This is a genomic window from Streptococcus infantis, from assembly GCF_047463315.1.
Lineage (GTDB): Bacteria > Bacillota > Bacilli > Lactobacillales > Streptococcaceae > Streptococcus > Streptococcus infantis_AB.
Genome location: NZ_JASHEB010000009.1, coordinates 38,516 through 50,426, shown reverse-complemented (window position 1 = coordinate 50,426; position 11,911 = coordinate 38,516). Strand labels below are relative to the sequence as shown.

Genomic DNA, 11,911 nt, shown 5'->3' with positions numbered 1-11,911 from the left:
ATCAACCGCAATACACCCATAGTCCGTACGGGATTCGAACCCGTGTTACCGCCGTGAAAAGGCGGTGTCTTAACCCCTTGACCAACGGACCCTGAGCTTGTCAACTCTTTCTATTATACCTACTTTTAGAATCTTGTCAACTAGTTTTTTAAAATTAGTTGACAGGATTCTAGATTCACAAGTTAATCGGTAACTGATATTACAATTCAGCGATTTGATTCAAGTTTACTTCTGCTACTGTATCATTACCAAACATTGAAATAATCATTTTCACTTTGTTATTATCAATTTCAGTAATTTTTCCTGTGTAATCAGTAAAGGCACCATCAATGATTCGAACTGTTTGACCAACTTCAACATTGATATCGAATTCTTGAACCGTTTGTCCCATTGAGACCAAGATATCTCTGATTTCTTGTTCCAAAAGTGGAGTTGGTTTAGATCTGTTCCCGTGTGAGCCGACAAATCCTGTAACGTTTGGTGTATTACGAACTACAAACCAAGCTTCATCAGTCATAACCATTTCCACAAGGACATATCCTGGGAAGCGATTTTCTTCAACTTCTTTTTTCTTCCCATTTTTCTCAACTTGCACAGTTTGAGTTGGAATTTCCACACGTAGGATATTATCCAACATATTGTATGTTTGTGCACGTTGCAAGAGATTTTCTTTTACTTTATTTTCATAACCAGAATATGTTTGTAGGACAAACCATCCTTTATCAAAACTATCCATCTTTTTTCCTTTCTTAATGGTAAACTTCTTTCAGCCTATTTATACTATCTTAAAAAATGTTAATGAATCGAATCAATCCGCTAACGATTAACTGGTCAAAAATATAAATGATAACCACAAAGAAAGCAGTGTATTCCATGATAGATTTAAAATCTACCCAACTTTGTTTTCGAGTTGGCCAAGTTGTATCTTTAAGAAGTGTAAAGATATCCTTAATAAAACCCATTCTTATCTCCTATCTCGTTTCTCGATGTGTTGTGTATTTACCACAATGTTTACAAAATTTATTTACTTCTAAGCGAGTCGGTTTTGGATTCCCACTAATTTTAATTGAGTAGTTTCTTGAACCACAAACCGCACAGGCTAAACTTGCTTTTTTAAGTGCCATAGCGCCTCCATCCTATCTATTATAACAAGAATCCTTGTCTTTGACAAGTTAAATTGCACTCTGCATTTCCCTATTTTTAAAATAAAAAAGCCTAGGAATAATCCTAGACTCTATTTTACATTATTTTCCAAGGTAGTATTCTTTAACTACGTTCAATTTTTCGTCAAATTCGAATACCAATGGTGGGAAGTTAGGGATTTCCACATCCATGATTTCGTCGTCTGACAATTGTTTGATGTGTTTTACAAGAGCGCGGATTGAGTTACCGTGTGCACCTACGAATACGTTTTTACCATCTTTAAGTGCTGGAGCGATTTTGTCTTCCCAGAATGGAAGAGCGCGTTCCAAAGTCACTTTCAAGTTTTCAGCATCTGGAATTACTGAGTCATCAAGTGAAGCGTAACGACGGTCAGTATGAGCTGAGTACTCATCATCACGAGGCATTGCTGGAGGCAATACATCGTATGAACGACGCCAGATGTGAACTTGCTCATCACCAAATTGTTCAGCAGCTTCAGCTTTGTTTTTACCAGTCAAACCACCGTAGTGACGTTCGTTCAAGCGCCATGATTTTTCAACTGGAACCCAAAGTTGGTCAGATGCTTCAAGTGCAAGGTTAGTTGTTTTGATAGCACGTTTCAATACTGAAGTGTAAGCTTGGTCAAATTCAATACCAGCTTCTTTGATCAATTTACCAGCATCGATAGCTTGTTGAGTACCTTTTTCAGAAAGATCTACGTCAGCCCATCCTGTGAAAAGGTTAGCTTTGTTCCATTCAGACTCACCGTGGCGAGCAAAAACCAATTTTACCATTAGTTGGATTCTCCTTTTATTTTTCGAGGTCGCCCTCGTTTATCTATTCTATTTTACACAATTTTTCACAAAAATGCTAGTTAAAATCAACGAAAAAGAGAAGAGCTCTTGAACTCTTCCCTAAAAATAATTTATTCTTCAATTCTAAATTGTTTCAAGCTTGCTAGGTACAAAGCTCCACCAATGACAAGGACGATTCCACCAATCCACCCAAGGAAAGGAATCAAGGCAACTACAGATCCAACGATAAATAGAATCGATGGTGCTAGTGAAATACGATTGTCATCCTTATAGTAGACAAGTGAGAGGATTCCAAGAATGAGGGTTGCAATTTTCACTAAAGAGAAAACAATGAAAATAATGCCCAAAATAAGCCCTGCAGCATCTTCGTCTTCAGAAATAGCTGCAAGAAATACCATAAAAATTGGTAAGAAAGCTAAAATTGCCCCTGCAATAATACCAATAAAGCCATCTACTTGTGCTAGTGTTTTTGTCTTCATAAATATCTCCTTTTATTTTAATAAGGTATATTATACCATATTTTTAATAAAGTTTTTATTTTTAAAAAAAATACAGGAATTTTTCCTGTATTTTTGTTGGATTATTTAGCTTCAAATCCTTCTGCCACTGCGTCCGCAAAGTTTTCTTCAACGATGTTTGCACAGTGATCACAGACGGTCGCATTATAGCTACGTTCTGCTGTACTTGGGTCGATACGACGGCAACGGTCACAAACTTCACCAGCTGCACGGTCAACTGTGAAGGCCACATCTTCAAAGGCCACTGCACCTTCTGGAGCTGGTCCTTCTGCGATGGTTAATTCAGAGACAATCAAGAGTTGTGCTACATTGCTATCAACAGCTCCAAGAAGAGTTTTCACCACTTCATTTGGATAAACAGTCAAGTGAGCTTCCAGAGATTTACCGATGACTTTTTCGTTACGCGCTTCTTCCAAAGCTTTTTGAGCTTGGCCACGGAAGTCCATGAAGGCTGACCAGGTATCCAAGATTTCCTCTTGATTAGCAAATGTTTGAGCTTCTGGTAATTCTGACAATTGAACAAATTCTTCCGCTTCAAACTCGAGGTAAGACCAGATTTCTTCCGCAGTGTGAGGAAGGATTGGTGTTAAGAGTTTGGTAATTTTTACAAGGATGTCATAGAAGACAGTTTGCATTTGACGGCGTTCAAGTGACTTAGCTCCTTCAATGTAAACAACATCTTTGGCAAAGTCAAGGTAGAAGGCAGATAGATCAACGTTGATAAAGTTCACCAATGCCTTGTAGATTGTCAAGAATTCGAAGTTTGCATAAGCATCACGAATGGTCTTGACAAGTTGGTTAAAGCGAATGGTCATGTACTTATCAACAGAACGAAGTTCTTCATAAGCGACAGCATCCTCAGCTGGATTAAAGTCAGATGTGTTAGCAATCAAGAAACGAAGAGTGTTACGGATCTTACGGTAAGTTTCAGAAACTTGGCTCAAGATATCCATAGAGATACGCACATCGTTGCTTGAGTCAACACTGGTTACCCAGAGACGCAAGATTTCAGCACCAAATTGTTTTTCAACATCGCTTGGAGCAATGGTATTTCCAAGTGATTTAGACATCTTTTCACCTTTACCATCAAGGGCAAAACCTTGAGACAAGATTTGTTTGTATGGTGCGACACCATGGTTGGCAACAGATGTGATAAGAGATGAGTTGAACCAACCACGGTATTGGTCTGAACCTTCAAGATAAAGATCTGCTGGATATTTGAGTTCTGGACGGTTAACCACGACACCATTCCATGATGAACCTGAGTCGAACCATACATCCATGATGTCTGTTTCTTTCTTGAATTCACCATTTGGTGAACCAGGATGGGTAAATCCTTCAGGCAAGAGGTCTTTAGCGTCACGTTCCCACCAGATGATTGAACCATGCTCTTCAAAGAGTTGAGCTACATGCTCGATGGTTTCAGCTGTCATGATTGGTGTTCCGTCTTCTGCATAGAAGATTGGAAGAGGAACACCCCAAGCACGTTGGCGAGAGATAACCCAGTCACCACGGTCACGAATCATATTGTAAAGACGGACTTTACCCCACTCTGAGTGGAACTTCACTTTTTCAATTTCGTCCAAGATTTCTTGGCGGAATTTAGATACAGAAGCAAACCATTGAGGTACTGCACGCCAGATAATTGGTTTTTTCGTACGCCAGTCAAATGGGTAGGAGTGAGAGATTTCTTCTTGAGCAAGAAGAAGATTTCCAAGTTTTTCAATAACTGTTGGCACAACCTTGTCATAAAATTGACCTTCAAACTCAGCGCCAGCATTAGCCATCATGATACCGCGTTCGTTGACAGTTACAGCAACTTCAAGACCATTGGCAACACCGACATTGTAGTCGTCCTCACCAAAACCAGGGGCTGTATGGACGATACCTGTACCAGAATCAGTTGTAACGTGATCACCAAGGATAACGAGTTCATCTACTGCTGTATCCCATGGGTGTTCTGTCACGATGTGGTTTAATTCTGAACCACGGTAAGTTGCCAAGACTTGAACATCCGCCCAACCGAATTTCTCAGACAAGCTATTCAATAATTCTGAAGCAACTACAAATTTACGAGTTTCGCCAGCTGGTTGCACCAAGACGTAATCAATATCCGCACCAACAGTCAAACCACGAGAAGCTGTGATGGTAAATGGAGTTGTTGTCCAAACAACAATGTAAGTATCTGTATCAAGGACACCTTTGCCATCTTTAACCTTATTAGCATAGTAAAGAGAAGTTGAAACTAAGTCATGGTATTCAATTTCCGCTTCAGCAAGAGCTGACTCAGATGACCATGACCAGTAAACTGGCTTAGCTCCACGGTAGATGTAGCCCTTGTTAGCCATTTCACCGAAGACGCGGATTTGCGCTGCTTCATAGTCAGGCGTCAAAGTTACATATGGATTTTCCCAGTCACCAGAAACACCTAAACGTTTGAAGTCTTCGCGTTGTTTATCTACTTGAGAAAGAGCGTATTCACGGCAAAGTTTCAAGTACTCAACCAAGTCCATTTCTTTGCGTTTAACACCTTGTTTAGCCAAGACTTGCTCGATTGGCAGACCGTGTGTATCCCAACCTGGGATATATGGTGCGTAAAATCCTGACATAGACTTAGAACGAACAATGATATCTTTCGAAATCTTGTTCATGGCATGTCCAACGTGAATATTCCCGTTAGCGTATGGAGGGCCATCATGAAGCGTGAAATGTGGTTTTCCTTCATTTAACTCTTGACGACGTTGATAAAGTTTTGCTTCTTCCCACTCTTTTTGCCAAACTGGCTCTTTAGTTGGAAGTCCGGCACGCATTGGAAATTCAGTTTTTCCTAGATTTAAAGTTTCTTTGAGTTTCATTGTATCTCCTTTATATAGACAAATTAAAAACCACGATTCGCAAAAAGGACGAAAATCGTGGTACCACCTTTATTCGGAAAAAGACTCAGTCCTTTTCCCTCTTTTCCCGTAACGTGGGCAACGTCAAATCTTACTCATTTCAGACTTGATACTAAGAGAGGATAAATTTACCAACAGGGATTGTAGGACTTTCACCATCTCCTACTCGCTAGAAATGTGATTGATAAATTCTTGTTCTCTAATGAGATTCTTATAAAATTAGAACTGACTCTTGTTTAGTGTTAGGATCGTCTTGAGGTCCTTCCTCATGCGATGGTTCAACAAGAGTTTCAGCAACTGGCTGAACTTCAACTTCAGTTTCAGTTGACTCTTCAGCAGTTTGTTGCGCTTCCAACAATTCCTTGTTAGCTGCTTCAATACGTGCTTGAAGTTCTGCAACTTCTTCTGGAGAGAATTGACGAGTCATGTCAATTGGCTCTTCTTCATGGTATGACGATACATCTTCACCTAGAACCTCTTGGACAACTTCCTTGAAAGCTTCGTCACTCGTTTGAAGATAAGTTGCAGTCGGACGCAAAATTTCTTCCCAATCTGATGAATCAACAATAGCCAACTGACTTTCGATTGTTGATTTCAAACGTTGGTGGAAGACGCGACTCTTGTTCTTCAACTCTTCAGTTTCCACAGCAACTTTTTTAGCATTATCTGTAGCTTGTCGCAAAATTTCATTGGCTTTATACTTAGCTTCATCAAGTAAACGTTGAGCATCTTGCTCAGCCTGCTTAATGATGTTATTAGAACGGTCATTCGCAGCTTGTTTTACACGTTCAGCTGTGTCTTGGGCAATCAAAACTGACTGACTCAACGAATCTTTGATTTCGTCAAAATAAGATAGACGCTCTTCTAAATTTTTGATATGTTGATCTTTTTCATGATTACTACGAACTAAATCTTCATAGTCACGAACAACAATATCTAAAAATTCATCAACTTCTTCACGGTTAAAACCTCTAAACTGAACACCAAAGGTTTTATCCTTAATTTCTAACGATGTAATTGGCATATTTTTCCTCACTTATTTAATAAAAAATAGAATCATTATTAATTGCTTCTGATACTTTCTCTTGATCGTTTGTTACCGTTCTCTTAGGAATATCATTCGTATAATAGGAAAGACGTTCTTCTAGTCTTTTAATATAGCGTTCTGTCTCATCCTTGTAACGGACCAACTCCTCGTAGTCAATATAAATCTTATCTAAAAATTCGTCAACTTCTTCCTTATCGTAGCCTCGGAATTTTGTTGAAAAAACTTTATCAACAATATCTTGTGGTGTAATTGACACATTTTTCTCACTTGCTTAATAGTAGCTGGACTGTTAATTTTTTCTTATCCTTTTTGGTTTGACCGTTTTCTTTAAGTAAGATAATTCGACCAAAGCGTCTGACGCTGATTAAATCACCAATTTTTACCGGATAGTCCGATTTTTCAACTATATGATAGTTGACTTGAACCAACTTTTTTTCAACCAGGGCCGAAGTTTGGGAACGAGATAATTTCAATATGCTAGATAAGAAGGTATCCAGACGAAGACTTGAAACCAAGACTTCTTTTTCTTGATAGTCATCTTTGGATTCTATCATATCTGAAAAAGGACGTTCTACTAAACTTACAGGCAACTTGGAAATCTTTTGAATTCCATCTTGGAAAAGAGTGGTAAATCTTCGATCGACAATAATTTGGGCTTTATCTTCTGTCACCAGAATGTCTCCGAATAACTTACGGTCAATACCTAGTCGATTGAGAACTGTACCCAATATCTTTGAATGGGTCAGTTGCTGAAACTTGCTGGGATACACAATCTCAAGCAAGGTCATTTCAAAATCTTCCAAACTTGGCATGAAGTAATCGGGCGCTAAAATAACCCTAGCGTATTCCGAAGAGATATAACTCGTACTAGAGAAGACTTTTATCCCTCTATTATTTCCCAAAGTTTCCAAGATAAATACTTGGTGAGGATTTATAAAAGGAGATAAAATCGGTGCATAGTGCTCCTCGACTTGACTCAACCATTCCAAGCCCTTATCGATGAATGGAATATCCTCCGTTGCGAAATGTTGGTAAAGTTCCTTGCTCATAATACGACCAGCAAATTGATGAGATAGCGGCTAATCATGCGTAAGAGAATTAGGGCAATCCAAACAGAGAAATCCAAACCTGCGATTTGAAGAGGTAGACGTTTTAGAGGCTCAAGAATTGGTTTACACAAAGTCTCTAAAAATTTCCCCAACTGTGTGTTATAGGCATTTGGAAACCATGATAATAGAGCAAAAGCTACAAGTATCAGTGAATAGATATCTGTAGCATTTTGGATAAAACGAATTATTAGAAACATTAACGTACTCTATTTCTCTTCATGTCAAAGTCGTATTCTTCGCTTTGAGCTTCTTCAGGTAAACGAATATCTTCAATGTTTACCACAACACCAACAGGTGTCAAAAGATACATTGTGTTCGCTACTTTTCTTAACTCACCAGCAAGGACATGACGTGCTCCATCCAAGTAATCCAAACAACGACGAGCTTGAACTTCTGTCATATATTGGAAGTCAATCAAGATACTTTCATTCCCAGCCAACAAATCAACAATATCTGTTGCATCTTCATAACGGCGTGGGTAACGAACATCGATGGTTACTTTTTCAGTAGAGTGATGGCTTTCAATTGCTAGTTGTTGCTGACGGGCATGAAGTTTTGTAATATTTTTCTCTTTTGCTTCGACTGAAGAAGAATCTTGAGCAGCAGCTTGCTGTGGCAATTCTCTTTTTTGAGGAACCGAAGCTAGTGAACGTTCAGGTTGTGCAGCTACAACTTCTGAAGCAACTTCATCTCCATCTTCTGTAAAGTAATCTATAAATTTATCAAATTTATCTTTTAATGACATGATTATTTCCTATTTAAAAAATGCTGTACCAATTCGAACAAAAGTTGAGCCACACTGAATCGCTTCTTTATAGTCACGGCTCATTCCCATACTTAGTTCTGTCATTGGCATATTGGGGAGTTGTTGTTCACGAATATATTGTTGCAACTCTTGCGTTTCTTTAAAGATTTTTTGCAACTCTTCTGTTTTAGCTTCAAAGGGAGCCATGGTCATGAGACCAACATACTCGATTTGATCCAAGCTAGACAAGTCTGGCAAGACTGTCAATAGTTCTTCTTTTGAAAAACCATGCTTGCTTCCCTCTCCAGAAATATTGACCTGCAAAAAACATTTAACTGTTCGATCGGCTCGTTTTTGAATCTCTTGAGCTAATTTCAAAGAATCTAAAGCGTGAAAATAATCAACAAAAGGAATAATATCCTTGACTTTTCTTCTTTGTAAGCTACCAATCAAGTGCCAAGTAACATCTTTATCACTTAAAGCATGATACTTTTCAAGAAATTTGTCGACACGGTTTTCACCGATGTGTTTGACTCCTTGGTCAATCAAATTTGCTGCAGTTGCAATATCAACATATTTTGTCACGGCAATTACAGAAACCGAACCGTCTTCACGGCCGGTTTCTTGAATTGCTTTTGTAACCTGTTGAAATACCTGATTTGTGTTTTCTTTTAAATCCATCTCTATTAACGATTTTTAAAGAATGGTGGTGTTTCCAACTCATCTTCGTCAGAAGATGGTGCTTCGAAACGCTCAACTGGAGATACGACTGATTCACCTTGACGAACAATTGAATCACGTCTCAAGTCCCAGTCACCAAAAGCTGATGCCTTAGGCGCTTCAGTGTGACGTTGTGAAGGAGTTGGAAGTTCAGCTGTTTCTGCCAAATCAAAATGACGGTCATAAGTGCGTGTATGTCCAGATTTTACTGGTTCACGGAATGACGCTTGTCTTGGTTGTGGCGCTACAACTTTTTCGACTGCATCTTGACGAACTCCAGTAGCAACAACAGTTACACGGATTTCATCTTTCATTGATTCATCAATAGAAGTACCGAGCCAAATATTTACGCCATGTCCAGCAGCTTGATTGACGATTTCAGAAGCTTCTTCTGCTTCAATCAAAGTCATATCCAAACCACCAGTTACGTTAACGATAACATCTTCTGCTCCATCGATAGTTGTTTCAAGAAGTGGTGAGTAGATAGCTTTACGAGCTGCTTCGATAACACGTTCTTCTCCGCTACCGATACCGATACCCATAAGGGCATTTCCTTTGTTTGCCATTACTGTCTTCACGTCTGCGAAGTCCAAGTTGATCAAACCAGGATTTGTAATCAAATCTGTAATCCCTTGAACACCTTGACGAAGAACGTTATCTGCTTCAGACAAAGCTTCAAGAAGTGGAGTTTTCTTGTCAACAATTTCTAATAAGTTGTTGTTTGAGATAATCAAGAGAGTATCAACATGTTCACGAAGTTCGTTGATTCCTTCGATTGCGAATTGACCACGTTTGCTTCCTTCGAAACCGAATGGACGTGTCACAACAGCAACAGTCAAGGCACCTAAACCTTTAGCGATACGAGCGATAACTGGTGCAGCACCTGTACCAGAACCACCACCCATACCAGCAGTGATGAAGACCATATCTGCACCACTGATAGCTTCAGTTAGAACTTCTTCGCTTTCTTCAGCAGCCTTACGACCAACTTCAGGCTGTCCTCCAGCACCAAGTCCACGAGTTAATTTTGGACCAAGTTGGATAACTGTTTCAGCTTTTGTACTGCTCAAGGCTTGTACATCTGTGTTGGCTGCGATGAACTCAACACCTGAAACGCCTTCGTCAACCATGCGGTTAATGGCGTTTCCACCGCCACCACCGACACCAATTACTTTAATTACTGCACCTTGTGCTGCTGCTGTATCAAATGAAAATGTCATATTTTATTCCTCTATCCTATTCATCAAACATGCTTCCAATTAAGCTACGGAATCGCTCAGTAAATTTTGGTTTCTCTTCTGATTGATTTGGAGTTGTTGAGTCAGCAGCATAAGTTGGTTCTGCTGATTCAGTTGAAGTTGTACCAAACACTGAACGTTGAGAAGCTGCAGGTTTTTCCTGACTTGAAGTTCTGAAGTCAATTGGTTGTTGACGCAAAACTTGATCTCCTCTGATAGCTCTTTGAGCCAAAACATTAATTTCTGTAAGGCTTCCAGCAAATTCAGACAAACTAATCACATGAGCAAATGCAGGATTGCGGATACCCACTTGGTTTGGAACGTAAAGTTTTACACGAACCCCAAGTACTTCTTGGGCAAGCTCAACGATACCCGGCAGAATAGCGTTTCCACCAATCAGAGCAATACCCCCAGGCAAATCCAACAAATGTCTTCTTTCCAAATCTTGTTTGATTTGTTCAAAGATGTGTTTCAATCTAGCTGAAATAATTTGAGCCAAGTATTCTTCTGTAACTTCAACAGGTTCTACTTCACCGATAACTTCAACTTGGAAAGTTTCTTTGCTTGCAAGTTGCGGATAAGCTTCACCGTAGTTCAGTTTCAAACCTTCTGCGATCTTCTTAGAAGTTTTAAGAACTTTTGAAATGTCTTTAGTGACGTAATCGCCACCTTCTTGGTAAACATTTGTGTATTGAAGCTCTTGATTACGGATAGTAGCAACGCTTGTTTGACCACCACCCATATCGATAACAGTCGCTCCAAACTCACGTTCTCCTTCGTTAAGAACAGAGTTTACAATTGCAAGCGGTGAAATAATCACGTTATCGACTTGAACTCCAACACGTTCTACAGTTTTACGAAGGTTGTGAAGAATGGTTCTTGGGCCTGTATAGAGAAGCCCACGCATTTCTAAACGAACGCCCATCATACCACGAGGGTCACGAATACCTTGGAAACCGTCTACTACAAATTCTTCTGGCACAAAAGTGATTACTTCACGATCAGGCGTCATGCTCTTTGTCAAAGCTGATTTGACAACATTTTCAACGTCTTGATCTGTAATTTCTTTTGTATCTGATGTTACAGGAATCATTCCTTGAGTTGGTTCCACTTGCAACAAGTTTGCTGGAAGTCCAACATTTACAGATTTGATTGAAATCCCTGCTTTTTCTTCTGCTTGAGAAATAGCAGATTTGATAGCCGTCGCTGCGGCCTCGATGTCAACGATAATTCCATCCTTAACACCTTTACTTTTGGCGTTGCTAACACCGATTACATTTACTTCACCGTCTACAAGCTCAGCAACTAATACTTTAATTGAGCTTGTTCCAATATCTAAGCCTGTAAAGAAACCATTTCTAGTCATTACATTGCGTCCTCTCTATCTTCCAAGTTTCACACTTTGATTTTTTAACAGCTACAAGAAGGCATAGCTATTCACAGAATATTATATCACAAAAATCAGATTCGTGCCTAATTTTTTGTGACTTTATCAAAGGTTTTTCATTAAATTTATTTTAATATTCCATTACAAGTGATTGTTTTTATCTTTTTCTCTGAAAAAGAGTGAAAGACAACCAGAAAAGCTGAAAGACAGATGTGAAAGTTCCTGTTTTTTCCAAAATTTGTTTATTTAATTACATTTATTTTCATTTTTGTTTTCATGACAAGGGTAATACCA

The 11,911-nt window shown here is 39.1% G+C and carries 14 protein-coding genes, 1 tRNA gene and 1 pseudogene; all 16 read right to left on the bottom strand.

The annotated features are described in order from the left end of the window. Window positions 1–19: 19 nt before the first annotated feature. Window positions 20–91: transfer RNA gene (locus QM857_RS08900), tRNA-Glu, on the bottom strand. Between the two features lie 108 nt (window positions 92–199). Beyond that, window positions 200–736 (bottom strand): transcription termination/antitermination protein NusG, encoded by a 537-nt coding sequence (gene nusG / locus QM857_RS08895; protein ID WP_016466132.1) that lies wholly within the window; start codon window positions 734–736, stop codon window positions 200–202. 49 nt (window positions 737–785) lie between these two features. Further along, window positions 786–962, bottom strand: a complete 177-nt coding sequence (gene secE, locus QM857_RS08890; protein WP_004254104.1) for a preprotein translocase subunit SecE — start codon at window positions 960–962, stop codon at window positions 786–788. A gap of 9 nt (window positions 963–971) precedes the next feature. Beyond that, entirely contained in the window at window positions 972–1,124 is a 153-nt protein-coding gene (rpmG, locus tag QM857_RS08885) for a 50S ribosomal protein L33 (protein WP_001809375.1), read from the bottom strand. Between the two features lie 120 nt (window positions 1,125–1,244). After that, window positions 1,245–1,937, bottom strand: coding sequence for a phosphoglycerate mutase (locus QM857_RS08880; protein ID WP_016466134.1), 693 nt, complete (start codon window positions 1,935–1,937; stop codon window positions 1,245–1,247). A gap of 131 nt (window positions 1,938–2,068) precedes the next feature. Beyond that, on the bottom strand, window positions 2,069–2,437 hold the full coding sequence (locus tag QM857_RS08875) for a hypothetical protein (RefSeq protein ID WP_004254107.1): 369 nt from the start codon (window positions 2,435–2,437) through the stop codon (window positions 2,069–2,071). Between the two features lie 101 nt (window positions 2,438–2,538). Beyond that, a complete protein-coding gene (gene ileS, locus QM857_RS08870) occupies window positions 2,539–5,331 on the bottom strand; it encodes an isoleucine--tRNA ligase (protein WP_414275734.1) in 2,793 nt (930 codons plus the stop codon). Between the two features lie 250 nt (window positions 5,332–5,581). Beyond that, window positions 5,582–6,394 carry a DivIVA domain-containing protein gene (locus QM857_RS08865; protein WP_414275733.1) on the bottom strand — a complete coding sequence of 271 codons (813 nt, stop codon included), beginning with the start codon at window positions 6,392–6,394 and terminating at the stop codon, window positions 5,582–5,584. Between the two features lie 16 nt (window positions 6,395–6,410). Then, window positions 6,411–6,674, bottom strand: coding sequence for a DivIVA domain-containing protein (locus QM857_RS08860; RefSeq protein WP_414275732.1), 264 nt, complete (start codon window positions 6,672–6,674; stop codon window positions 6,411–6,413). A gap of 7 nt (window positions 6,675–6,681) precedes the next feature. Further along, window positions 6,682–7,467, bottom strand: coding sequence for an RNA-binding protein (locus tag QM857_RS08855; protein WP_195184111.1), 786 nt, complete (start codon window positions 7,465–7,467; stop codon window positions 6,682–6,684). After that, window positions 7,464–7,724, bottom strand: coding sequence for a YggT family protein (locus QM857_RS08850; RefSeq protein WP_006153053.1), 261 nt, complete (start codon window positions 7,722–7,724; stop codon window positions 7,464–7,466). The genes QM857_RS08855 and QM857_RS08850 overlap by 4 nt, the downstream gene beginning before the upstream one ends. Then, on the bottom strand, window positions 7,724–8,272 hold the full coding sequence (locus QM857_RS08845) for a cell division protein SepF (protein WP_414275731.1): 549 nt from the start codon (window positions 8,270–8,272) through the stop codon (window positions 7,724–7,726). The genes QM857_RS08850 and QM857_RS08845 overlap by 1 nt, the downstream gene beginning before the upstream one ends. Window positions 8,273–8,281: 9 nt before the next feature. Continuing rightward, entirely contained in the window at window positions 8,282–8,953 is a 672-nt protein-coding gene (locus QM857_RS08840) for a YggS family pyridoxal phosphate-dependent enzyme (RefSeq protein ID WP_414275730.1), read from the bottom strand. 5 nt (window positions 8,954–8,958) lie between these two features. Continuing rightward, on the bottom strand, window positions 8,959–10,212 hold the full coding sequence (gene ftsZ, locus QM857_RS08835) for a cell division protein FtsZ (RefSeq protein ID WP_414275729.1): 1,254 nt from the start codon (window positions 10,210–10,212) through the stop codon (window positions 8,959–8,961). A 16-nt stretch (window positions 10,213–10,228) separates the two neighbouring features. Then, the gene (locus QM857_RS08830) at window positions 10,229–10,429 is read right to left on the bottom strand and encodes a cell division protein FtsA C-terminal domain-containing protein (RefSeq protein ID WP_414275737.1); all 201 of its coding nucleotides are present in this window, start codon (window positions 10,427–10,429) and stop codon (window positions 10,229–10,231) included. Further along, a pseudogene (gene ftsA / locus QM857_RS08825) lies at window positions 10,405–11,596 on the bottom strand (cell division protein FtsA); the annotation flags it as partial. The gene QM857_RS08830 and the pseudogene ftsA, both read right to left, overlap by 25 nt. Window positions 11,597–11,911 lie beyond the last annotated feature (315 nt).